Source organism: Bacillus sp. JJ634 (genome assembly GCF_036962285.1).
Taxonomy (GTDB): domain Bacteria; phylum Bacillota; class Bacilli; order Bacillales; family DSM-1321; genus Peribacillus; species Peribacillus asahii_A.
This window is the reverse complement of the sequence record NZ_JBALMU010000099.1, coordinates 1-24,924: the sequence shown is the minus strand read 5'-3', so window position 1 is coordinate 24,924 and position 24,924 is coordinate 1. Positions and strand designations below refer to the sequence as shown.

Annotated in this window: 18 protein-coding genes and 1 pseudogene; 11 read left to right on the top strand and 8 right to left on the bottom strand. The window is 35.2% G+C overall.

The genetic code is table 11. The features are described from left to right. Positions 1-350: 350 nt before the first annotated feature. The 5 genes from V7068_RS14895 (at position 351) to V7068_RS14875 (ending at position 7,046) form a co-directional block, all read left to right on the top strand. Positions 351-1,844 carry a type I restriction-modification system subunit M gene (locus V7068_RS14895; protein ID WP_499713435.1) on the top strand — a complete coding sequence of 498 codons (1,494 nt, stop codon included), beginning with the start codon at positions 351-353 and terminating at the stop codon, positions 1,842-1,844. Beyond that, a complete protein-coding gene (locus tag V7068_RS14890; protein ID WP_499713434.1) occupies positions 1,844-3,085 on the top strand; it encodes a restriction endonuclease subunit S in 1,242 nt (413 codons plus the stop codon). The genes V7068_RS14895 and V7068_RS14890 overlap by 1 nt, the downstream gene beginning before the upstream one ends. Positions 3,086-3,119: 34 nt before the next feature. Further along, positions 3,120-6,056: a type I restriction endonuclease subunit R gene (locus V7068_RS14885; RefSeq protein ID WP_499713433.1), complete on the top strand. Its 2,937-nt coding sequence runs from the start codon at positions 3,120-3,122 to the stop codon at positions 6,054-6,056. 90 nt (positions 6,057-6,146) lie between these two features. Further along, positions 6,147-6,290, top strand: coding sequence for a hypothetical protein (locus tag V7068_RS14880; RefSeq protein ID WP_499713432.1), 144 nt, complete (start codon positions 6,147-6,149; stop codon positions 6,288-6,290). A gap of 15 nt (positions 6,291-6,305) precedes the next feature. Then, the gene (locus V7068_RS14875) at positions 6,306-7,046 is read left to right on the top strand and encodes a DUF5677 domain-containing protein (protein ID WP_499713436.1); all 741 of its coding nucleotides are present in this window, start codon (positions 6,306-6,308) and stop codon (positions 7,044-7,046) included. A 29-nt stretch (positions 7,047-7,075) separates the two neighbouring features. Here V7068_RS14875 and V7068_RS14870 read toward each other — a convergent pair whose 3' ends face one another. Continuing rightward, entirely contained in the window at positions 7,076-7,798 is a 723-nt protein-coding gene (locus V7068_RS14870) for a M48 family metallopeptidase (RefSeq protein ID WP_499713431.1), read from the bottom strand. A gap of 1,073 nt (positions 7,799-8,871) precedes the next feature. Between V7068_RS14870 and V7068_RS14865 the strand changes: the two genes are divergently transcribed. Both V7068_RS14865 and V7068_RS14860 read left to right on the top strand, forming a co-directional pair. After that, positions 8,872-9,726 carry a hypothetical protein gene (locus tag V7068_RS14865; protein WP_499713430.1) on the top strand — a complete coding sequence of 285 codons (855 nt, stop codon included), beginning with the start codon at positions 8,872-8,874 and terminating at the stop codon, positions 9,724-9,726. A gap of 103 nt (positions 9,727-9,829) precedes the next feature. Continuing rightward, entirely contained in the window at positions 9,830-10,561 is a 732-nt protein-coding gene (locus V7068_RS14860) for a hypothetical protein (RefSeq protein WP_499713429.1), read from the top strand. A gap of 1,033 nt (positions 10,562-11,594) precedes the next feature. On the opposite strand, the gene V7068_RS14855 is transcribed toward V7068_RS14860, so the two are convergent. Then, entirely contained in the window at positions 11,595-12,203 is a 609-nt protein-coding gene (locus V7068_RS14855) for a site-specific integrase (protein WP_499713428.1), read from the bottom strand. Between the two features lie 150 nt (positions 12,204-12,353). Here V7068_RS14855 and V7068_RS14850 point away from each other — a divergent pair, with 150 nt between their 5' ends. Beyond that, a complete protein-coding gene (locus V7068_RS14850; RefSeq protein ID WP_499713427.1) occupies positions 12,354-13,361 on the top strand; it encodes a tyrosine-type recombinase/integrase in 1,008 nt (335 codons plus the stop codon). Positions 13,362-13,423: 62 nt separating this feature from the next. Here the strand turns inward: V7068_RS14850 and V7068_RS14845 are convergent, their stop codons facing one another. Continuing rightward, a complete protein-coding gene (locus tag V7068_RS14845; protein WP_499713426.1) occupies positions 13,424-13,681 on the bottom strand; it encodes a hypothetical protein in 258 nt (85 codons plus the stop codon). A gap of 571 nt (positions 13,682-14,252) precedes the next feature. Beyond that, positions 14,253-14,636, bottom strand: coding sequence for a DUF1259 domain-containing protein (locus V7068_RS14840; RefSeq protein ID WP_499713425.1), 384 nt, complete (start codon positions 14,634-14,636; stop codon positions 14,253-14,255). Between the two features lie 415 nt (positions 14,637-15,051). Between V7068_RS14840 and V7068_RS14835 the strand changes: the two are divergent. Together V7068_RS14835 and V7068_RS14830 are read left to right on the top strand one after the other, a co-directional pair. Then, positions 15,052-15,501, top strand: a pseudogene (locus V7068_RS14835) (transposase); the annotation flags it as partial. Positions 15,502-16,057: 556 nt separating this feature from the next. After that, a complete protein-coding gene (locus V7068_RS14830; protein ID WP_499713424.1) occupies positions 16,058-17,068 on the top strand; it encodes a LysM peptidoglycan-binding domain-containing protein in 1,011 nt (336 codons plus the stop codon). A gap of 809 nt (positions 17,069-17,877) precedes the next feature. Here V7068_RS14830 and V7068_RS14825 read toward each other — a convergent pair. Beyond that, positions 17,878-18,021: a DUF3934 family protein gene (locus tag V7068_RS14825; RefSeq protein ID WP_252291713.1), complete on the bottom strand. Its 144-nt coding sequence runs from the start codon at positions 18,019-18,021 to the stop codon at positions 17,878-17,880. Positions 18,022-18,217: 196 nt separating this feature from the next. Further along, the gene (locus V7068_RS14820; protein ID WP_499713423.1) at positions 18,218-18,352 is read right to left on the bottom strand and encodes a hypothetical protein; all 135 of its coding nucleotides are present in this window, start codon (positions 18,350-18,352) and stop codon (positions 18,218-18,220) included. A 91-nt stretch (positions 18,353-18,443) separates the two neighbouring features. Between V7068_RS14820 and V7068_RS14815 the strand changes: the two genes are divergently transcribed. Then, a complete protein-coding gene (locus V7068_RS14815; protein ID WP_499713422.1) occupies positions 18,444-20,279 on the top strand; it encodes a LysM peptidoglycan-binding domain-containing protein in 1,836 nt (611 codons plus the stop codon). Between the two features lie 82 nt (positions 20,280-20,361). Here the strand turns inward: V7068_RS14815 and V7068_RS14810 are convergent, their stop codons facing one another. Both V7068_RS14810 and V7068_RS14805 read right to left on the bottom strand, forming a co-directional pair. Then, positions 20,362-22,143, bottom strand: coding sequence for a response regulator (locus tag V7068_RS14810; RefSeq protein ID WP_499713421.1), 1,782 nt, complete (start codon positions 22,141-22,143; stop codon positions 20,362-20,364). A gap of 81 nt (positions 22,144-22,224) precedes the next feature. After that, the gene (locus V7068_RS14805; RefSeq protein ID WP_499713420.1) at positions 22,225-24,642 is read right to left on the bottom strand and encodes an ATP-binding protein; all 2,418 of its coding nucleotides are present in this window, start codon (positions 24,640-24,642) and stop codon (positions 22,225-22,227) included. Between the last annotated feature and the right edge of the window lie 282 nt (positions 24,643-24,924).

The window sequence follows — 24,924 nt, the reverse complement described above, 5'->3', positions numbered from 1 at the left end:
TCTGGATTAAGAAAAATATCAATTTGTAGAATTTTTTGTATTTCTACTGCTCATGTTTATAAAATATTTGTGTTTGATTTAATTGATATTCTGAAATTAAATCTAGATTAATCTAGTCTAGTTTAGACTTTAAGTAGTATGTTTTTTTAGGAATAACTTTTATTTCTTTATTCAATGAAATCCCGTCCCTTCTTAAATATGTTTAATGTAAAATCAGTTATATACAATACTGAATGCCTGTTTTAGTTCTGTTGATAAATAACATTTATTAAAAACTTTACTATTTGAGAGGGATTTTTATTACAATAAACCTATATAAAAAATCATGCACGATGAGGAGCGAAATCATCTTGAGTAAATTAACATTACAAGAATTAGAGTCACATTTATGGAAATCAGCTGATATTTTACGGGGATCTGTAGATTCCAGTGATTATAAAAACTACATCTTTGGATTGTTATTTTTAAAACGTTTAAGTGATACCTTTGAGGAACAAAGAATGAATCTCATTCAGGAACATGGAAAGGAAATTGGAGCATTGCTTGCCGACGATCCAGAGCAATATCAATTCTTCGTACCAGAAGCAGCACGATGGGAAGAAATTCGTAAACATGCGGAAGATATTGGTTCTGCTATTAATGTAGCTTTTGAGACCCTTGAAAACGAAAATGCAACGCTCGAAGGGGTATTAACACCAATTGACTTCAACCGTAAGGAAGTTTTAACAGATAGCGTGTTACAACGATTATTACAGCATTTTTCTCTATTGGATTTATCTAATCAAAACTTATCCGAGCCAGATATGTTGGGACGAGCATATGAGTATCTAATTAAGATGTTTGCGGACGATGCAGGCAAAAAGGGTGGAGAATTCTATACACCAACAAAAGTCGTTGAATTGATTGTGAAATTAATCAAACCAGAAGAAGGCATGCGCGTATATGACCCAACTTGTGGCTCCGGTGGTATGTTGATTCAATCGGTAGACTACGTAAAAGAACGTGGCGGCAATCCGCAGTCTTTATCTTTATTCGGACAAGAAAAGAACTTAGGAACCTGGTCGATTGCCAAAATGAATTTATTACTTCATAACCTACCAGACCATAAGATCGAAAAAGGAGATACGATTCGTGATCCAAAACTTAAAGAAGATGGAGAAATCATGCTATTTGATCGTGTAATCGCAAATCCTCCATTTTCTTTAAAAGAATGGGGCCGTGAAGAAGCTGAACACGATTCATATGGTCGCTTTCAATATGGAATCCCCCCAAAAAATGCAGGGGATTATGCGTTTATTCAACACATGGTCGCTTCTTTAAAATCAAATGGTATGGCCGGTGTCGTTATGCCGCATGGCGTACTATTCCGTGGGGGCGCTGAAGGAAAAATCCGAAAAGGATTGCTAGAAGCTGACTTACTAGAAGCTGTTGTAGGACTTCCATCTAATCTTTTTTATGGGACAGGAATTCCCGCATGTATCTTAATCTTCAATCGAAACAAGTCTGAAGAACGTAAATGTAATGTATTATTTATTGCCGCAGAAGACGAATATCAAGAAGGTAAAAATCAAAATACATTACGCGATGAGGATATTCAAAAAATCATCTCTGCCTTTGATGCGTATGAAGAGGTCGAAAAATATGCACGTGTTGTATCTCTAGATGAAATTAAGGATAACGATTATAACTTGAATATTACTCGTTATGTTGATAAATCAGAAGAAGAAGAGCAAGTGGATTTAACAGCTGTTTTGCAAGATATTAAAGGGTTAGAAGATAAACGCTCAATTAATAAAGAGAAATTAGATGCCTATTTGCAAGAATTAGGGATTGGTGAAGTGTAATGGTAGTGAAAGTAAAAGAAGTTCGTGAAGGGTATAAGATGACAGAATTAGGGGAGATTCCGATTGAATGGGAAATAAAAACTATCTCTGATTTAACAAAAGTTAAAACAGGAGGAACACCTAGCAAATCTAAACCTGAATACTGGGTGAACGGGAAAATTCCATGGATGTCTTCCGGAGAAATCAATTATAAAAGGATACACAAAGTAAAAGAAAAGATTACTGAGTTAGGATTCCAGAACTCAAACACTACTTTACTACCTACTAACACAATAATGATGGCGATGAATGGTCAAGGTAAAACAAGAGGGACGGTTGCAATGTTACATATTGACACAACTTGTAATCAATCATTGGCAGGAATTTTACCTTCCGATAAATACAATAGTGAGTATCTTTTTTATTATCTCGAAAGCCAATATGAAGCATTACGTAGTATAACCGGTGAAGGAAGATCTGGATTAAATTTAAGTTTAATTAGATCATTCCCTGTTATTTTTCCATCATTAAAAGAACAACAAAAAATTGCTGAAATTCTTTCCACCGTCGACCATCAAATCGACAACACTAACCAATTAATTGCTGAAACAAAAGAACTCAAAAAAGGCTTAATGCAGCAATTATTGACCAAAGGAATTGGCCATACCGAGTTTAAGCAAACTGAGCTTGGAGAAATACCAGTTTCGTGGAAGATATATCAGCAAGGAGAGATTGCTACATTTTATAATGGTAGAGCTTATAAACAAGCTGAATTCAAAAATGAGGGAACACCAATTGTAAGAATTCAAAATTTGACAGGAGAAAGAGAACCAGTATATTCTGATTTATTACTTGAAGAAAATAAATATATTGATAATGGGGATTTGATTTATGCTTGGTCTGCTACATTTGGCCCTTATATTTGGAGAGGAGCTAAAAGTATATATCATTACCACATATGGAAAGTTGAAGTTAAAGAAGGATGTTTAGATAAACTTTTCTTTTATTATCGATTGGACCATATTTCAAATGAAATGAATTCTCAAAAAAATGGATCGGCTTTTGCTCATTTAACTAAAGGAAGCATGGAATCTTATAAAATTTCTTTGCCTCCATTAAAAGAACAACAAAAAATCGCCGAAATCCTTTCCACTGTCGACAATCAAATCGAAAGCTACGAACAGGAAAAAGAAAAATACACAGAGCTTAAAAAAGGCTTAATGCAGCAGCTATTAACCGGAAAAATACGGGTAACGGTGTAAGCCGTTTCCCTTTTCTTATGGAGGTGAGAAGTAGATGAAGCCTTTAGAATACACGGAGGTAGAGTTACCATTTATCGAGCAGTTACAAAGCTATGGTTATACATATATAAAAGGCTCAGAGCTAGATGCTGAACGGAAGGGTAGAGGAAGTATTGTATTAGAATCCCGTTTGTACCAGGCTATTCAACGACTCAATGATTGGATTAGTGATGCAAATACGGAAAAAGTCGTCAAGCAATTGGTGGCGCTCCAATCAGAGGATTTATGGAATGCTAACAAAACATTATTCGAATGGTTATTTGGTCAGGGAATCTCTATTCTACAAGACTTGGGTGGCGGGAAAAAGAATCAAACTGTGCGTCTATTTGATTTTGAAAACATCGACAATAATGAGTTTTTAGTTGTTAACCAAATCTCTTACACCAATGCCAATGGAACAATTCGTCCCGATATCGTGCTTTATATTAACGGGTTACCTCTTGTATTAGTGGAATGTAAAAGCCCTACATTGAAGTGGGATCAACAGTTGCCAGAAGGGGTTCGTCAATTTGATCGCTATCAAGAGACGAATGAAAAATTATTTTGGTATAATCAAATGCTCATTGTTACAAGTCGAGACCGTACACGTGTCGGAACAATTTTAGCTCGACCACAACATTATGGATTGTGGAAAGATTCTTATCCATTAACTGTGGAAGAGGTGGGCAGTGACCGTGCTCAAGACATCTTAATTGCTGGGATGTTACGAAAAGAAGCGATTATAGATTTAATGCGTAACTTCATTGTTTTTGATGGAAAGGTAAAGAAACTTGCTCGTTATCAGCAATATCGTGCCGTTAATAAAACGATTGAGCGGATTCTCACTGAGGACAAGCCATCTCTTCGTGGGGGGGTAGTATGGCATACACAAGGATCTGGAAAGTCCTTAACTATGGTGTATTTAGCCATGAAGCTACGTCGTTTGGCAAGTCTTGAAAACCCGATGCTTGTGATTGTAACGGACCGTCAGGATTTGGATGAACAAATCACAAAAACCTTTCAACAATGTGGGTTCCCTAATCCAACACAAGCCACTTCAGTTGCGGATTTAAAATTTCAACTAGGAAAAGGACCTGGAACTACGGTCATGACGCTGATTCAAAAATTCCAAGGAGCAGAAAATGAAGCTGGAATATCCACCTTCCCAGTTCTTTCAGAAGCTGAGAATATCATTGTTATGACGGATGAATCGCATCGTTCTCAATATAAAGGTTTAGCCTTGAACATGCGTAAAGCGTTGCCGAACGCGACTTTTATTGGTTTTACTGGAACACCAATTGATAAAAAGACACGTTCTACTACCGGAAAATTTGGCTCTTATATTGATAAATATACAATTGAACAAGCTGTAGAGGATGGGGCTACAGTACCAATTTATTATGAATCTCGTTTGCCTAATGTTCATGTAAAAGGGGATTCTTTGGACGAAATTTTTAATCGTGTATTTTTTGAATATGATGAAGACACACGTGAAAAAATTAAGCAAAAACACGTTAATGAAGCGCTTATTTTGACCGCACCTGAACGCATGGATGAAATTACGTTGGATATTGTTCGTCACTTCGAATCACATATTCTAGTAAACGGCTATAAAGCGCAAGTAGTCGCTGTTTCTAGAGCTGCTGCTGTGAAATATAAGACGCTAATCGACCAATATGCCGCGGGCCAATTTGAAACAGCCGTCATCTTTTCTCCAGGACATAATGACGAGAAAGAACTTCGCGACCACCATATCACGAAAGAAGAAGAAAAAGCTTTAATTGAACGGTTTAAAAAGCCCTTTTCAGAAGATAAATTAGCCATGCTAATTGTCTGTGATAAGCTGCTGACGGGATTTGATGCTCCTATTGAGCAAGTTATGTATCTAGATAAGCCGATAAGAGAACATAACTTACTTCAGGCTATCGCAAGAACAAACCGCCGTTATGATGATAATAAAAATTATGGCCTCATTGTCGATTATTTCGGCGTTTCTCGCTTTTTAGATCAAGCGCTTGAAATTTTCAGTTCAAATGATGTCAAAGGGGCGCTTCAATCCATTGATGAAGAAATCCCGCGATTAGAACAGCGTCATCGCTCTGCAATAAGATTCTTTGATGGATTGAAAAGGAACCAACGTGAAGAAAGTATTCTTCGCTTAGCTAACGAAGATGTCCGCGCTGAGTTTGAAATTGCATATAAACGCTTTGCGGAAAGTATGGATAAAGTAATGCCTAGCCCAAAATCAGAAGCGTTTGTTGGTGACTTAAAACATTTAGGATTAATTCGACAATTAGCTAAATCTCGCTTTTCAGTCGATGATGGCTTAGATATTTCAGATTGTGGGGAAAAAGTTCGTGATCTTGTCTATAAACATCTGCAATCTGAAGGAATTAAGGTTCGAGATCCAATTTCTATTTTAGATGCTTCTTTTAAAGAAGAAGTCGAACAAAATGTGTTACCAGAAACAAAGGCTGCTCAAATTGAACATGCGATTAAACGGGAGATTTCCATTCGAATGGAGGAAGATGAAGTCTTTTATACGTCTCTTAAGCAAAAGATTGAGGATTTATTAGAACGTTTTAAAGAGCGTCAAATGAATATTTATGAGCTCTTAGACAATCTTTATTCTACTCGGGAAGAGATTTTGAACAAAGTTGAAGGACAAACGAAAAGTGGGTTAAAACCTGAAGAAGAGCCTTATTATAATAAATTACTAGAGGTATTCGAAGGACAAAAAGAAGAAGATGAGTTAAAGACAATCGCGGTCGAAGTTCATCAGTTTATTGAGGATCGTGTAACACCGATACCGGATTGGACTAGTAAAAGTGATTTTAAACGCAAATTAAATGCGGATTTGAAGATTGTTTTATTAAAGAAAAAGATGTCCATGAGTGATGCCTCCATGTTAGTTGGCTATTTTACGGCACTTGCAGAAGTTCAGTATGGGTAAATAAAACCTTTATTAGTCATTTATTAAGTATGGAATAAGAAATGAAAAAGTTACTTCTTTGGATCATTTTGTTAAATTGGAGGTAAAAGAATGCCGGCAGATTTAATTAAAAGTATGGATAAGCTCATTAATCGCTTTATTTTTGAAGGGAAAAAGTTTGTTGATGTATCAGCTCACCCTTATGGATTAATGGAAGTTGTTCAGTTTGATGTGAAATCGTCCAAGTTGCTTTGAGATTTTGAATACTTTATTTTTACTAAAAGTACAAAAACATTGATTAGTATTAGAAATCTCCTGAAACAAGAATGTAACGAAGATGTATTAATTTTAGCCCGAAGCATATTTGAAAATTATCTGAGTTGTAGGTATTTCCAAGAGAATGATGAGAAAATAGATAGTTTTATCGCCAACCCTCTCGGCCTTGCTCTTGCACATTTTAATATAAAAATTAATGAAGAAACAAAAGTAGCTGAGATTACTAATCGCAAAAATGAAGTCGTCGGAATTTTGGAAAATCCCGCTACTTTTAAAATGGGAAGTGATAAAAAATACTATTACCCCTTCTATGATTTTCTATGCACGTTTGCTCATTGTAACTTTGGAGTATTAGAATGCTACATCCAAGAAAATGGAGTTTATACTGTTAACAAAGTTAATTATACTGAATTAGCTCGACTTATTACTATTTTTACCTTTTCAAAGATATTCGAAGCTGTGGTAACGGTAGAAGGTGAGGAATTTCTCGATGTAAGGCACAAGAAAAGGTGCTATCAACTTATAATTGAATCTATAAAGCTGCAAGAGCAAGCATTTGATGCTCTAATAGCACGATATCAGACCGATGAAGATGAGTTGTATAAGCACCGTAATAAGAGAATGAGAGAAATGCTAAAAGCGATGAAGAAATCACTTAAAGAGGAACTAGGTAGTGTTAGGAAAGTAGATTTATATAGCCTTAATTCAACGGTTAACGTTAAATATGAAAATTGACCAGAAATCAATATTATTTCTGGTCAATTTTATACATTTAGGGTCCTTCCATTAATTCTGAGCCAGTCTTTTCTTTTTTCATAGTCCGGCATCAGCATCCGTAATGTTTCCCAATACTCTTTTGAATGATTCATATGTTTCAAGTGAGACAATTCATGTGCTAACACATAGTCAATAATAGATGTAGGAGCTAAAAAAATACGCCAATTCAATAGGATATTACCGGACGATGTACAGCTGCCCCAGCGTTGTTCTTGATCTTTGATAAGGATTTTCTGTGGTTCCTTCTGAAGCTTTATAGTAAACCGCTTTATACGATCATGAGCAAATAGATTTGCTCGCTCTTTAACCCAGTTAACGTAAAGTGGGTATAAGACATCACGGTATTCTTCTTCTCTAATACACTCAGGAACTTCTGTAAAAAATCGACTTTGATAAAAGCGAAAGCTTGGTTGTTCGCACTCTGTTTTTTTAACCTTTAAGCGATAGTTCCGACCTAGATAAGGTAGTTTTTCTCCAGATAAAAAAGAACGTTCTGTAACGTTTGTCTTCATTTCATTAAAATCAGAAATTTGCTTAATAATCCAAATCGCTTTTTTATATAAAGTGGATTCAATCTTCTCTATATCGGTATCTAAAGGAGATATGACAGACACGCCATGCTGATCAACAGAAATAGATAACGTTTTGCGACGGTGACTTCTTGATAATGTATACGGTATCGTTTGATTCCCAAATTGGATAGAATGCATGGTTCTAAATCCCTCCTGACGTTTATTATAACAAGAGTTTAAAGCCATAATAAACTTTATAGATTTTTAAATCAATTTCTAATAATGGCTGTCATATTATTGTATTGATTTTGAATAAAGTTTGATAATTAATAACAAAAGTCCGATTGTTTATAAAAAAGTGTAACTAGAATTCTGTTGTGAAAAGACAGGGTTTTTTTACTAAAACTAAGGGGATTTTAATTAATAACAGGAGTTTATGATGTAGGTAATTTTCGGATATATGATGAAATTAGGGGGGAGATGACGAAAAGTTTTTCCAAAGCATCATGCCGAGATTTTATAATTATCAAGTGACAGTAAGTACTGTACGTCAAGCAAAGAGTTTGAAGGGAACTATAGTTGAATCAGTAAATACACCAGATAAAAAAGTGGTTGGTTCAACCTCATAATTCAAAGTCTATATCCGATTTAAGTCATAAAGAGATGACTTGGTTAGAGACAAGAGATAGAGAATTATAACTTATAAACATGCTGAGTAGTTAAGTCTAAGCTTAACAAAACCACAAGAGGGGAATTTCTTGTGGTTTTGTTTTTTGGAATATATATCACGTCTGTCCACAATAATTTGTTTAAAAATCTCCCCAAAATCGTTGGGGGAGAATACATTATTCTACAAAGCAAAAAGAAAATAAAAAAATTTGAACCATTGATATAGCAAGGTTTCTAGTTTTTTTGATTACTCTTTACAGAGCTATTCTAATACGAAAGTAGAACTCTACAGTGCTCAAAACCGTTGTATTACCAAGGTTTTGAGGTGCCATTTTAATAAGCCCTAAAGGGTCCCAAAATTTTTAAAGCTTGCTCGAAAACTAAAACAGATTCTTCTTGCAGGTCCTTAAAATAATGACAGTAAATATCTTATATCACTTGTGGGGTATTTCCTAAATGGTCAGCGATAATTTTCACAAGAATTATTAAGGATTTTGATTGGTTTGCGGTATTTTAAAAGTGGGTGAAAAGTTGAATAAAAATGACGAAAAAGCTCGGTTTTGGGCGATTTTCTTTTATAATAGAGATATGGAGGGAAGGATATGAAAAAAGTCAATTTTATTTTTGTGGTATTATCCATATTGTTTTTTTGTGTTAATAGTAATGCTAACGCTAAAACAATTCAAGAACCAAAAGATAATGAAATAATATTAGACAAGCTCAACAAAATTGAAAATACTGTTAAGGAATTGAAAAATGAGGACAAGGAGAATTCTATAGGTTGGGTAGAAATTGTTACTGCACTAGCTGCTATTGGGGCAGCTTTAATAGCATATGCTGGTAACAAAAAGACTATTAAAGCTTCAAAAGAAAGTTCTGAAAGGTCTAATGAAATATCTAGAAATTATAATGATATATATGAAAAGTCTAATGAAATATCCGAAAAACTTGGAAATCTTGCAGCTGAGACCCAAAGCAAGCAGAGATTAATTGAGGTGGTTAGCACTCAAAGAGTTGAATGGATAAATAAAGTAAGAGAAAATTTTAGTCTATATAGTCAACAGATTCATAAAATCGCTTTAATACGTTCGAATAATAAAGCACTTACTGATGATTTATTGTGTGAGTTAACATATTTAGATAATCTTATCTTGTTATTATTAAATCCTAGAGAGGTTATAACAAAAAATTTTATTAAGCATAAGAAAATCCTTTCAAAATATGTACTTAATGATAAAGGGGATTTTAGATTTGAGGAGTATTCAAAAATGATTGAAAACCTTCATTTTATTGAACAAGTTATCTTAAAATCTGAATGGGGAAGACTTAAAATAGAATCAATGAGCGGGTCGGAAGTAAAAAATATGGAGAAAATACATAAAGAAACAGCCGAGGATATTGATCCAGAAAAGTACAATTTGTTTTTAAAAAAAGAGTATGAAAATATTCGAGAGTAAGCGTTCATTCCTTGGGCTCTTTTATTTTTTTGTTAATATTTCGAATAATTAATATAGATAAAAGTGCTCTTTTGTCGAAATAGTAGGTGAAGGGAGAAAAGATATGAAAATTAAATTGCCATGTGTGCAATGTAGTAATAAAGTTGAGGTTGAGATAAATAGAGGATCAACTTATAAAATAAAGTGTAATGAAAATCATGAATCTACGGTAAATTTGAGAAATCAAGATTATGAGATTTTATTTGATTTAGGAGCCTTAGCTTTAATTGATAATTATACTAGAGAATCTGTTTCTAGTTTTGCTGTTTCTGTAGAAAGATTTCATGAATTTTGTATTAAGGTTATGCTTTTAAATAATGGAGTGAGTTGGGAAGGAATCGGGGATACTTGGAAGTTGGTGTCCAACCAATCAGAAAGACAGCTGGGTGCCTTTTATTTTCTTTATCTTAGTACTTTCAATGAAAGGCCAGAGGAGATAAAGTCAAAGTGGGTTACGTTTAGAAATAAAATAACACATAAAGGAGAAATACCGTCATATAAAGAGGCTAGGGAATATGGTGAATATATATTTGATTATATTAAAAGAATAACTTTAAAATTGAGAGAAAATTGCTATGGTAGTTTTACTGAAGTCTTTTATAAAAATATATTAGAATTTAGTACCGATAATCAAACAAAAATGTTGGTGACGGCAGAATCAATGTTGATGCCGATGGTTGAGGGGGCAGATTCAATGTTTGAGCCGATGGTAATATATATGGTGAAGGAATATGAAAAGATAGAATTTAGCTCTCAACTAGATCAAATAAAAAATAACCGATTGTATAGTAAGTAATTATTTAGTTATATAAGCTTTTATTTAGCATCCATTAATGGGTGCTTCTTTGTTGTCAGTATTTGTCGAATGATTTGTATAGGCTACTAAAAAAGGAATGTTAACAAGCTAACTGGTAAGGACTAAATTGCTTTTCGAGCAGAAAAAACATCAGTTATTTAGACAAGAATTTTAACAAAATATTTTCGGAAAAGGCTAATATCAAATATATGATGGATAAAAAGCATCTGCACACTAGAGTTTTCCAAATAGTTTCCTGAAAATTACCACAAATTTTAAATTTTATATAGGTTATCTTAAAAACCACTAAAAGTAGAACAACCATAGAATATCGTATCAACGTTTCTAGGGTTTTTATTACTGTTATTTATTAAGCATTCGGCTTAACGAGAATAGTACTCAAGTAGAAAAGGATACGTAGGAATTTACCGAAAGTCATACATGAAAATTGAAAAAATATATTTAAGGGAACTAATCTGGAGTTTCCTAATTAGTATTTAATACATTCTACATAATATAGATAAAAACTATTGTTATTTAAAATTATATCTATGTATTTATTAAAAATGACAATAGTGACGGTTATGACGGTATAGTTTGGAAAATAAAGATAATTGGAATATGTTGAAAGTATATTTTAATTATTAAAGGAGACAACCTATTGGACACTATTAACTTAGTGTGTGCTTTAAGGAAAGATTAAATAAATACCGTGGCATCACTTTGGCAACAAACTAAAAATAACTAACGAATATAAGAATTTATATGATTCTAAAAAAGCGTCCATAAATCCTTATATACCAAGGATTTATGGACACTATCGGTAACAAGAGGTAACGATAAATAATATATTAGTAGACCTTGACAGGGTGGGGGTCGGGGGTTCAAGTCCCTCACAGGTCATCATTTAAACAAGGCTCAAATCCTTATGTATCAAGGGTTTGGGCTTTTTTTGTTTTAATTAGACGACCCACCAAATGGCACGAATAGTGGGGTTGGTGCCATTTTGGTGCCCATGATGATTTATTGTGTTTTAAGATAGTAAAGCATCAATCTGATTAGCTGCTTCTTCTTGCATGTTTGGAAGTACATGCGAATAGATATCCAGTGTCGTTTTAATATTGCTGTGACCAAGCCGCTCGGAAATAACTTTAGCATGTATGCCTTGGGCAAGTAGCATTGTCGCATGAGTATGCCTTAGATCATGGAAACGAATAAGAGGTACATCCGCTTCCTTTATGAGCCTTTGGTACGTCCTTTTCAAGTTGCTAGGAATCACGGGAGTACCTTTAGATGTACAAACGACAAGATCATAATCGTTATACTCAGGTCCACAAGATAGCTTTTCTCTAGCTATCATCCGCTTTTGTTTCTTCAGCATGGCGATACTTTCGTTAGCAAGCTGTATACTTCTTACACTAGCATCGGTTTTAGCTCCGTTTAAAAATTGCTTCCCATCCCTACTTAAGGTTTGACGTATATATAGAACACCTTTTTCAAGGTCAACGTCTTTCCAACGAAGCCCAAGAATCTCTCCCCGCCGCATACCTGTTGTAATAGCAAGATGAAAGGCTGGATATAGTCTATCTTCAATAGCAACCTTTAAAAATGCTCGTATTTCAGGCACTTCCCATACAGTCATTTCCTTCTTTTTTACTTTAGGTAACTGTACTTTTACAATTGAATTGGCAGGAATTAGCTCCATATTTACAGCATGATCAAGTGAGCTTTTGATAATGTTGTAGAGCTTTTTAAGAATTAGTAAAAGAACCTTTAACAAAGCGGAAAACGTGTGAAGAACACGCGGACAGTTAGCGGTAAAAAGAAACCGTACTCGTTGGAACTACTTGCGGAAAAGGTAAAGAGCGCAAAGAAAGCGAAAGGCCTGGCGGATAGCACCATTTGGTTATACCAGCACGCTTTCAATTTATTAGGGGAGTTTCTACAAAGCGATGACGTACTGAAATTAAACATCGACGTTTGCCGAGATTTCGCGACATGGTTATTGAATGACCGTATTAAATTCGACGGCCATAAGTATAAGAAGGAAGCTGACAAAACTCGCAGACTTTCTCCTCGAACAGCTAACGATATTATTAAAACTTTACGGACAGCTTTTCGATTTTTACTTGCGGAAGAATTAATCGAGTCCAATCCGTTCGAAAGCGTTGAAAACATTAAGCAACACGAAAAAGTTATTGAAGTTCTAACAGTCGATGAATTAAAGACTTTATTAAACACACCCAATCAACGTAATTATGCAGACTTTCGCGACTATGTAATCATGAATGTACTTATCGACACAATGGCTCGCATTAACGAAGTTCTTTCATTAAAGATTAGCGACGTTGATTTAACAAATAGAACGATAACCCTACACCCCAAAATGGTTAAGACGCGAAAAGGAAGATTCTTGAATATATCAAAACTAACCGCACGACTGCTACGCGAGCTACTTACAGAAGTAGCCGAGTTCGAAAGCGAGTATATATTTCTAGCAAACTATGGAGAAGCATTAGCGCCAAACCACTTTCGGCACAGGCTTGCGAAATACGCAAAGGTTGCCGGTATTAAAAAGAAAGTGCATCCGCATCTATTTCGCCATACGGCCGCAACATTATTTTTAGAGAATGGCGGCGATATTCGTAGCCTACAGATTATTCTCGGTCATAGTGACTTACGAATGACGATGAAATATACGCACTTGTCACGTAAAGCTGTTACGTTGCAGCACGAACAGTTTTCAGCGCTGAATCTCATTACAGACAAGCTAAATAAGCCACGAAAAATTAAACGATAGAAACGCAAAAAAAGAGCGCCGACTACTCCACATATTCGAACGCCCCGCCCGATTGGACGAGGTTAGTATGCTATGCGAGATATTTGCGTGTATTGCTCTTTCGTACATTGGACGTGAACTTCGTGTTCAACACTGTCGTCGTCAATTAAGTAAATGTATGCAGTCGATGTATCTTTTTTCTTCCCGCCAATAGCAGCACCTGCAATGGTTCCGAGTGGACCAGCAACAACCGTTCCCAGGATAGCCCCTGCTTCCGCTTTGTTCCCATGAAATTCGCGAGAATGTGAAGAATTTTTGACCGAATAATGTAGCAATCTCAACTTCGTCTAACTTCCGACCCTTCATTACTGACATTTTATTAACAAGACCTTTGCCTTCAACATTATCTGTTAACGCATGACCACCCGATAAAACATTAACAGGGATACGCGCTCTAAATAACTGCTTCCAAAATCCCATTCCTCGCACCTCCGTCCATTTTCCTATTATTTTACTTTTCTATCAATATATGCGCAACAAAAAACGAAAGTCAGCTACAGCCAACCCTCGCCAATTTGTCTCACGTTAAGAACCACCGACTGCTGCTTGTTCGACTTCTCTTACGAATAGCTCAAATAGTTTCCGCGCATCTTGCTGCGTTGATCCACTACCGTTATAGTTCAGCGTTATGTTGCCTATAGTAACACCTCCGCCTTTTCCATTCGGGGTACAATCCCGAATGGAAAAGGCGGATTTACAACGCTAAGCTATTTATAGGGTTAAAAATGAATGTTTTAACAACGGTAAGACTTTTGAGACAGGTCATATTGTAAAATGACAATAAAGTTATGGGAGCTGAATAAGAAAAAAAGAGCTGCAGATCAATTCATTGATCTGCAACTCTTACAACCGTTAGCTCCTTAACGCTCTTCTAACCTTTCTTGCAAAAACTAATGGATCCTCAAGAGCTTCGATATTAACGTAAATCAAATTAGGATCATCAAAAAACCACTCATTGTGTACGGATGAAACTGTTATTCCTTGTTTAAGAATAGAAGCAACAAAATTCTCGACTTCTTTTTGCAAGAGTGCTACCCTACCTAAGCACAATGCTCGTTCAGTCAGATTATCTCTTGATTCAAATGAGAAAGAAGAGGTTACTCTGAAACGTTTTCCTAAAATTTTTGCTTTTATTTCATTTCGATTTATGGTTGCTACGCATTTTCCACCCGCAAAACCTTCTTGCCCGCCGATAATTCTAGCAAACTCTTGACAAATTGATTGATCATTAGACACAGCTATTCATCTCCTCCTTAGTATTAATAGGAGATGAATTAATGAATAGATCTGAAACGGACATGTATCTATTTTAAAATATAAATAACGAGTTTAAACTAATGCACTCCGTTCGTATTATAAGGTCAGCCAGTTATTTCTGGTTGACCTTTTTTTATATCGATATATTCTTACGGTAGCCCGGGTAGAACGTACGCACCCGTGGGGATTTAGCCCCGTCAACTAAACAGTTCGCCCCCCTACTTGTAGAAACATGATTGAGGCTGGTTGGGACGATGATCTCGCATAACAAGCGAAGCTATGACACTACAAGAAGGAGCTAGGGATACCGGTGATTTTATATTAGGAGGGGTAATATATGAATCCAGTCATTGGTCTGGATGTGGCTAAAGGTGAAAGTCAGGTTCGAGCATTCTTGGATGCTTTAGCGAAAAGTATTGAAGGATATAAAATTGTCCAATCCATCCCCGGAATCGGTGAAAAAATCGCTGCCATGATTATTTCTGAAATTGGGGAAATTGATCGGTTTAATCACCCTAAAAAACTAGTTGCATTTGCCGGAATTGATCCAAGTGTCTTTGAATCAGGTACATTCAAAGATACCCTAAATCGAATTACTAAACGAGGTTCTAGTAGACTACGACACGCCCTATATATGGCCGTTAAATGTGCCATTCGTGATTGTCGCAAGAAGAAAACGACAAATGAAATCATCCCTCGTAACAAACGATTACGAGCGTTTTATGATAAGAAACGTGAAGAAGGAAAGCCCTTTAAAGTAGCTGTAATAGCATGTGCGAATAAACTTTCACATTGGATTTATGCACTTTTAAAAAGCAAATCATCCTTTCAAGATCTAGTCTAATTAAAAACTATAACCAAACGGCCCGAAACTTTCCAAACAGAGAACTTTGGAAGGTTATTTAGTATGCACAAATTCAGTATAGCATTAAATATTTTAAGATTTTATCGATTATATTCCAGAATCTGAACCGATTGTTGAAGAAGAGAATCAACACTGATATTTAACAAGGCCAATAATTCCCCACGTCGAATACCCGTATGAATACTTACAAGATACAGGGCAGCTATCTCTCTTTCAGAAACCATAAGAAGTAAAGTATTAATTTCTTCTTTATTCCAAGCCTTATCGACTTTACTGTCGTTTTTTACTAGGGGGGTTTTTAATTCCTTTTATTGGATTCTCCTTCACTAAATTCCAATCAACAACTGTATCAAAAGCCTGGTTTAATAATGAAGACAGATTTTTAATATAGACGGCAGTCGCTTTTTTTACTAGGAGGTGTTAATTCTAGAATAATTTCATAGTTGTTTTACAAACAATAACAAGGATAATGAAAAGTTTTCTTCGTTATAAACAACAGAGTTTTTCGTGTAATCATCATGAAAGGATATAAAAAATGAAGAAACAATTTATACTTGTATTTAGTTTGATTTTATTAATGCTAATGAATTTATCTCCTGCTTATGCAACTAATAACCCAAGAAATATATATGAGGTGAAATCTGGGGATCATTTATGGAAAATTTCAAAAACCTATGGAACCTCTGTAGAAGACCTGAAACTAATCAACGGATTACAATCTAATCTAATATTAGTTGGTCAGAAATTAAGGGTGCCCGTCATGTACGAAGTCGCTCCTGGTGATACTCTTTGGAAGCTTTCACAAGCATTTAATTCTACAGTCCGGCTAATAAAAACAGCGAATAGACTTACATCCGATGTTATTCATGTAGGGCAAAAAATAAAGATTCCTCCTAAACAGCTCACCATGCAAGGAAAGTTTATACTTATGACTAGAGAGGAATTTAAAGATTGGATATTTAACCATAAATTCACTAGAAGGGTTAGTAAAATCCAAGAGCATAACACAGCTCAACCGGCTTATAAGGATTTCAATGGTTCGAATCATTTTGCTTTGTTGAAAGAAATGGAGAAGTATCATATTGAAGGGATGAAGTGGAATGAGATAAGTCAACAATTAACCACATTTCCAGACGGAAGAGTAGCAGTAGGCAGACCATTTGACACACCGCCCGAAGGTTCATTTGGATTGCTTAATAAATCTGCCATGCAGAAAATTGAAGCCGATGCATTAACGATTGAAAATCTTGGATACTTTGATATAGGTAGAGACCAAATGACTGAGGAACAAAAGAAAACGATTGTTATGGTTAATGCCTTGCTTATGTTGAAATACAGATTAACTCCTTCCATTGACACCATCACATATCATCATTGGTGGGATATTAATTCAGGGGAAAGAGTGTTGGATAACAGTGAAGGACATGCTGTTAAAACTTGTCCGGGCACAGGATTTTTCGGGGGGAATTCCACCACTAGTGCAAAAACTAATTTCTATCCATTAGTGTCACAAAAAATGCAAGAAATTTTAGCATCTACGCCATAAACATAGGGTCCTATTTACAAATTTTACACGTGATATTTTAACTCATATTACCCTTCATGGTCAGTACCATCGAGAACAAACTAATTGGCTACTTTGGAAAGAGGTATTAAACCAGTTGATACAGATTGTATTACCTTCTTGAGATAACTAAGAATTTTTAAAATGAACACATAGAATTGCATATTTCTTAAATGGGTGCGATTATTCAAGAGAGAATTTAGTAAATAATGTTTTTTTTGAATAAGCCGTATTTTCCAACTGAAGAATACGGCTTCTAACCGTTAAAAGTAAATAATTTTATTTTCAAACGCTGGTTCAAATTTTCTAAACTTATATAAAGTTTGTGTTTCACGGATCAGAAGCCTTGCCACCCCTGGTTAGTCTACAAAAAAATAACGCCAATATAAATTGGCCAACATCTTTAAATAAGATCTATAACTAAATTTGTATTCCCACTTTTGATTATCTAAAAGAACCTTTATTAATGAACGATAAGTACAGATAAAGATGACCGCACCCTTGCACAAAATGTGCACAAACGTATTTTTTCTTTTTATCGTATTTAACTAGATTGCATAAACAAACTCTTAAAAACGTTGATATATCACGGTTTCCCGTTGCTCAATTAAACTTAATTTACAGGCTTAAAAATACGCGAGCTGTTCTGGCAGCGTAGAGGTCAGGGGTTCGAGCCCCTATGCTCCATACACGCATTACGTCAACGTCTCTAAGCCGGTGACTTACCGGTGACGTAACGCTCCTATATCGGACAGCGAAATAAAAAAAGCCAACATTATGAATGCTGACTTTCAATCCTCTTTATCTGGTTTTTTAGTGCCTTTGCTTATATAAGGTTTAGCACTTTTCGCTCTGTTCGAACTAGCTTGCCAACGATTCCAGCCCTTCTTGCCTGTCCCTCTACCTGTTCCGCCTTTACCTTTAGCTTTACTGATACCATCACCCCATTATTCTTGCCTTTAGTTGAATTACTTGTCATGGGTTAATTCTATCCATTTTACTTAGTTATAAACTAAGCGTGATGAACTATACAACATCCTAACAGGTTGTGTATGGTTTGATCCTGACATTTAATAATAACACGTCAACTCCAATGATAAAAGCCGCGGTCATCACATGGTAACACTTAACCTAGTTCAACATATCGTTTAGTTCGTCCAATCCTCGTTGCAGCTCGTCATCAGAGATTCGCGTATGCTTGTTAACGTCTGCATCTGATACAACTTCACGACGACCAGCTAACTTACCGGCCAATTTATAGTACAAGTCCAATGATTGTTCCTAAAAATAACTGTCAATAATTCCGGGCCGGTGCATATATAAATATAGATGCGTTGGTGAGGGAGATGATATATGCATGTATTATCGGCAGATTAATTATATTGTACAGCCTGGAGATTCGTTGGATACGATTTCTCAAAAATTTGAAACAAATGCTGAACGTATTAAATATGAAAATCAGCTAACTTCTAATATTATTTATATTGGTCAGCAATTGGTAGTACCCGTTACTGCTGAAAGGAATATTTATATTGTTCAACCAGGTGACAGCTTGTACACAATTGCAACGAAATTTGGTGTTTCGATTGGAGAATTGCAAAGAATAAATCAATTACGTTCCAACATAATTTATGTTGGACAACAGTTTGTTATTCCTGAAGAAATTGATGGGGATTATTACGTTGTCCAAGAAGGAGATTCTCTCTCTTCAATTGCACAACGTTTTGAAACAACTGTTGGAAAAATAAAAACCTTAAATAACCTAGATACCAATATAATTTACATTAATCAAAGATTGAAAGTATCTGAAATAGATGAGAGACAAACTGAATATGTCGTTAAGTCAGGTGACTCCTTATATGAGATTGCTCGTAGATATAATACAACCGTAGAGAGTATCCTTGTCTTAAATAATTTAGAAGGCATGAATCTAACTGTCGGTCAAAGAATTAAGATTCCGGAATACTCGGAAGTGATTGTCAATATAGATGGTGCGAACATTCGGCAACGGCCAGGTTCTAATTTTAGAGTAATTGCCCAAATGGATCGCGGTGCAAGATTACCTCTTATTGGTGTCCAAGGAAATTGGTATAAAGTTGTATTATTCAATGGTAATCCAGGTTGGATTTCTAAAACTGTTTCTACCTTAAGAGCATATGATGGATCTGATCCTATTATTCAAATTTTAGGATATTATACATTATCAGAAGGACCTACATTGCCTAGTTCTTATCAATCATTTGTGACAAACACAAGGAATATTTCACAAAATGGATTATTCTTATTTAGAATTAGCAAAGACAATCCAACAACGATTGATAAGTTTGGAAATTTCACTGATGAAGAAGTACGGAATCTTGTACGAATCGGTCATCGTCATAATGTAAAAATGTTAGCAACTGTTCATAACCTTTTATATGCAGAAGGCGTTGAACTGGCAAAGCAGGTTATTCACCAGTTGGTTTCCTCTGAACAGAATATGGTTGCATTTGCTGAAAATTTAGTTAGATTAGTCGAAAGATATGGATTAGACGGTGTTGATATTGATATTGAGGATGTATTAGAAGAGGATCGAGATCGTTTAACCCAATTATATCGAGTAATCGGGCGCGTTTTTGATGCAAGAGGATATTTCTTCTCGACTGCTGTACCATCTAAAACAGGACCAGAGGATCCAAGTGTTTTTGCAAAACCATTTGATTATCCAAAATTACATGTACCAACTGATCAATTTGTCATCATGCTTTATAATGAGCACGGTTGGCCAGGAAGCGGACCAGGTCCAGTCGTATCAATCGGCCGGATGGAGAAAGTGCTACGTTATGCTATTACAGTGATGCCTAAAGAAAAAATCGTTGCTGCTGTTTCAGTATTTGGTTTTGATTTTAATCTCCAAACAGGTCGTGCGGCTTATGCATCATTTGATCGAGCAATGACTCTAGCTAGACAATACAATAAAGAAATCATATTTGATGAAGAAACGAAAACCCCAATGTTTGCCTATACAGATGAACAAGGGGTCAATCACGAGGTATGGTTTGAAAATCGAGCAAGTATAAAAGCGAAGGCTGAACTTGCAGACCGTCTTGGAATAAGAGGCTTAGCACTTTGGAGATTAGGAATGGAAGATGAAGGCATGTGGGATATGCTTGAAAATGAAGTAGTGGTGAGAAAAGCTGGATTAGAAAAATAATTTTTTAAACTCAACTAAATTGCCGAGTAAAGAAAAAGCCCTATTTCTCAGCATTAACATCGAGAAATGAGGCTTTTTTAGGCTAAATAGGAAAATGAACAAAAAATATTGTACCTTCACTACTTGTTTTCATATCCATGATAGCATCATGCTTAGACACTATTTTTTGGCAAATGGATAACCCTAATCCCGTGCCATTTTCCTTTGTACTAAAGAAAGGTTTATCAATTTTATTAATGATTTCTTGCTTAATTCCCTTTCCTTCATCTTGTATCGCTAAAACTACTTCATTATCTTGCTGATATGTTTTTATTGTTAGTGTCCCTCCAGAAGACATTGCATCAAGCCCATTTAGAGAAAGATTTAAAATCAATTGCCGAATTTCCCTTTCATTAATTTTCAACTCAAAACAATCGTTTAAATCCAGACAAACTTGATGATTAGAATACATAGCTTTTGCCTGAATAAGGGGAAATAAGTTTTCGATAATGACATTCAAATCTTTCGAAATTCGTTTTGTGTTATTCGTTTTTGATATGGATAAAAATTCACTAATAATGTTATGGGCACGATCTAGCTCCTCAAGCATAATATCAATAAATTCAGGAGATGGTACATCCTTAGAAATTTGTAAAAATCCACGAATGGTAGTCATCGGATTACGCACCTCATGAACAATTCCTGAAGCCATTTCACCGATGAGATTTAATCCATCTAGCCTTGCCATCTCTTTTTCAACGGACATTCTATCTGTTATATCCGTAATAACAGATAGAACGCATTCTTCTCCATGAATGTCCATAAATTCAGTAGACAATAACCCATCTCGCAATTCCCCTAATTGATTGAAATACTTAATTCTGCTGCTTTGAACAGGATGGATTAAATCCTTTGTTTCTACAACGCTTTCACCGTTATCATTTGATTGAACGATGTATTTTATAGAGAGATCCGATTGATTAACAACCTTATCATAGTGATTATAACCAAAGCTTGTCAGCCAAGTTTTATTTACATTAATATAATGCCAGTCGTTTACCGCTTGCAATGAAACAAGACAAGAGGTTGACTCAAATATTTTGCGAAATCTCTCTTCCTCCAGTAGATGTCGTTCCGTAACATCCCGAATCGAACAAATATAAACATGCTGCCCTCCAATTTTCGCCTCACCAAGTTGAATGTCAGCTGGAAAAACAGTTGTATTCTTACAGACAGCAAACGTTTCAATAATCCTACCTAGTTTATGGGGGTCTGAATAATAACTAGTTATACTAGGAATAAGCAAGTCAATCGGCTCTCCACTCAATTCCTCTTCTGTATACCCAAACATCTTTGTGATAGCAGGGTTAATCGTTACAATCCGTCCTGCTTTATCAAACGTAACAAGAGTATCTAGCAATGTTTCATTAATCACTTTCAACGCTTCATTTTGAAATTTTATCTGTTCTTGATATTGATAGATTTTCACAAAAGCTTCCACTTTCATCTTCAATGTTTCTGGGTGAAATGGTTTAAATATATAATCAATTGCTCCTGCATGATAGCCCTCTTTAACATACTCTATAGCCTGACTAATAGCAGTTAGAAAGATAAGCGGAATATGTTTTGATTTTTCACGAGATTTTATCAATTTCGCTGTCTCAAACCCATCTAACCCCGGCATTTGTACATCAAGCAAAATAACGGCAATATCTTCTATTAACACACGCTTCAATGCCTCTTCTCCTGAATTGACACTAATTAAATGATAGTCTGATGAGGTAAGTATGCTCTCAAGTGCCAATAAATTTTCAGGACGGTCATCTACTAATAATATATTTACTTTCTTTTCATCTTTCCTCCATATGTCGATATAGTTGTTCATTTAAAACGGCTCCCCCTGTGCATTGTCTATTAAGTTTAAAAACTGACTTTTCTATCAAAATGGTATGTAAAACGAATTCTACTATTTATATAACCATACCCGCATTAAGGATAGAAGCTGATCTATATAAACAGGTTTGCTTATGTAATCAGATGCACCCGCTTCTATACATGTTTCTTTATCATGTGCCATAGCTTTTGCCGTCAATGCAATAATTGGGAGCTTCTTGTACTCCGGCATTTCCCGAATTGCATATATCGTTTCATACCCATCCATTTCAGGCATCATAATATCCATAAGAATTAAATCCACATCAGCATTCTCCTTTAAGACACTCATTCCATCCTTCCCATTCTGAGCAAAGGCTATTGCCATTTGCTTATTTTCTAGCGCAGAGGTAATGGCAAATATGTTTCTCATATCATCATCAATAACAAGGATTTTCTTTCCTATAAATAGAGTATCCTCCTGGTCTAAAGCTATAGTCTCCCGTTCGTTTCCATCTATAACCTCAATAGCAGATGCCGCTTCTTTTATATTACTGGTTTCATATATCGGTAAATGTAATGTAAAAATACTTCCCTTCCCTAAATCACTCTCTACTTTTATATCTCCGCCTAACAAACTAGCAAGATCCTGACTAATAGAGAGGCCTAACCCAGTCCCTCCATACTTTCGACTAGTCGTTCCATCCCCTTGTTGAAAGGCTTGAAATATTAATTTTTGTTTTTCCTTTGGTATCCCAATACCGGTATCTCTTATTGAAAAAGCTATTGTTGTATTCATATTTTCAACATGCACTTGATGAACATGCAGCGTAACCACACCTTCTGCTGTAAATTTAATAGCATTTGACAGCAAATTTCTTATAATTTGTTGTAATCGATACTGATCCGTCCATATTGTTTCCGGAAGGTTTTCATCCAGTTGAATAGATAAATGAAGTCCTTTTTGCTTAGCGAGTGGTAAAAATTGACGTTCAGCAAATAAACATATATTTTTTAATGGGACTTCACCAGGAATGATGTCTATTTTTCCTGATTCTATTTTCGATAAATCTAATACTTCATTTATAAGCTGTAACAAATCATTCCCAGATTTATAAATCGTATCAGCAAAAACCACTTGTTGCTCTGTAAGATTTCCTTCTGTATTTTCAGCAAGCAGATTGGCAAGAACGAGTAAGCTATTCAGCGGCGAACGTAACTCATGAGACATATTAGCAAGAAATTCTGACTTATAATTCGAAGTAAGCTCCAATTGTTTGGCCTGTTCCTCAAGCCTTTCGTTCATACAAACTAGTTCATTATGGTGTAGCTGCAACTCTTCAGACTGACTTTGTAACTCTTCTGTTAAATCTTTTGATTCTCTCAAAAGATTTTCAATCTGCATTCGTCCACTAACACTCTTTACTGTAACCCCAATTTGGTTAGCTACTTGGTTTATCAATGTTTGTTGAATCGGTGTGAATTCTTTAAACTTTGCTAGTTCGATAACAACTATAACCTCTCCTTCATATTCAACTGGTATCACCATAAGATTCGCCGGTGATGCTGATCCAACACCAGAAGTGATTTTAATGTAGTCTTCCGGGAGATCTGTTAAATAAATCGTTCGCTTTTCAAGCGCTGCTTGCCCTACAATCCCTTCTCCATATCCAAAACTAGATTGGCCGCTGTTTTGCCCATTAAATGCATAAGAGGCAATACTATGAAATCTCTCTTCTCCCGTTCCTTGTTTAACATAAAAAACGCCATAGTTTGCATCAATCATGGAAGTAATTTTATTAATAAATCGTTGACCTAACGTTTTAAGATCATGAATTCCTTGATACATCGTAGCCATTTCGACAATGCTTGTTTCCAACCAGCTTTTTTCCTTTATCGAATATGTCATTTTATTAAATGCGGTTGCGATGTCTTCAACTTCGTCTCCGGAATTAACGTCAATCTTAGGTATCTCTGTTCCATTATTAGAATTTTCTGTCATCTCTTTAATCACATTTGTAATTTTAGAAAGATTTTTTGTTAGATTTCTAGAAATTATGAGTCCGATAATCATATTTAACAGTACAGCAAGTACACTGAATATGATTAGCATATGTTTCATTTGTCTTTCTTTTTTAGAATATTCCTCCCTAGCTACATCCATCATTATCTGTTGGCGTTCGGCAAGTGACGTTGTTAGCAAGGATAGCTCATTCCCAATTGGATACAGTTTATTGACAAAGTAGTTAGAGGCCTGTTCTTGATCAACATTTTCTTCAAATATGCTTAATAGTTGTTCATATCTCGTTTGAAATTCTTGATTAAGTTCGTCTAACTTGATAATGTCTGCTTCACTTTCAGACTCGATGGTCAGTTTATTAGTTTCATCAATTAAATGAGTCATTTCGTTATTTTCATTCTTTAGATTTTTCTTAAACTTAGAATTCCCTGTTAGAAGATACCCTCGTAAGCTATTAGTCTGCTGATAAGATAATACTTGTATAGATTTCACATTATTTAAAATCGTTATCTGTTGATTCTCTATTTTCGCATAAGAACTATCTGCCTTATTTATGTANNTCCTATTGTCCCTCCGGAAAAAAGAGAAACAGAAAGAAACCCAATAATCAATTTTTTACTTATTGTTAACCTCACTTAATCTTCTCCCCCTCCTTTTCTATTAATTTCGTCTTAATAATTATAACTTATTTATTAACATACAATGTAACTTTTTATTACGTGACTATTTAAGAATTTAATAGTTTCAAAGCTATAATCGTTATATATAATTATA

Bases quoted from the DNA above. Each gene is read 5' to 3' on its own strand.
- V7068_RS14810 (WP_499713421.1), bottom strand. From the start codon at position 22,143: ATGAACAACTATATCGACATATGGAGGAAAGATGAAAAGAAAGTAAAT.
- V7068_RS14870 (WP_499713431.1), bottom strand. From the start codon at position 7,798: ATGCATTCTATCCAATTTGGGAATCAAACGATACCGTATACATTATCA.
- V7068_RS14890 (WP_499713434.1), top strand. From the start codon at position 1,844: ATGGTAGTGAAAGTAAAAGAAGTTCGTGAAGGGTATAAGATGACAGAA.
- V7068_RS14815 (WP_499713422.1), top strand. From the start codon at position 18,444: ATGTATTATCGGCAGATTAATTATATTGTACAGCCTGGAGATTCGTTG.
- V7068_RS14865 (WP_499713430.1), top strand. From the start codon at position 8,872: ATGAAAAAAGTCAATTTTATTTTTGTGGTATTATCCATATTGTTTTTT.
- V7068_RS14855 (WP_499713428.1), bottom strand. From the start codon at position 12,203: ATGACTGTATGGGAAGTGCCTGAAATACGAGCATTTTTAAAGGTTGCT.
- V7068_RS14880 (WP_499713432.1), top strand. From the start codon at position 6,147: ATGCCGGCAGATTTAATTAAAAGTATGGATAAGCTCATTAATCGCTTT.
- V7068_RS14885 (WP_499713433.1), top strand. From the start codon at position 3,120: ATGAAGCCTTTAGAATACACGGAGGTAGAGTTACCATTTATCGAGCAG.
- V7068_RS14860 (WP_499713429.1), top strand. From the start codon at position 9,830: ATGAAAATTAAATTGCCATGTGTGCAATGTAGTAATAAAGTTGAGGTT.
- V7068_RS14830 (WP_499713424.1), top strand. From the start codon at position 16,058: ATGAAGAAACAATTTATACTTGTATTTAGTTTGATTTTATTAATGCTA.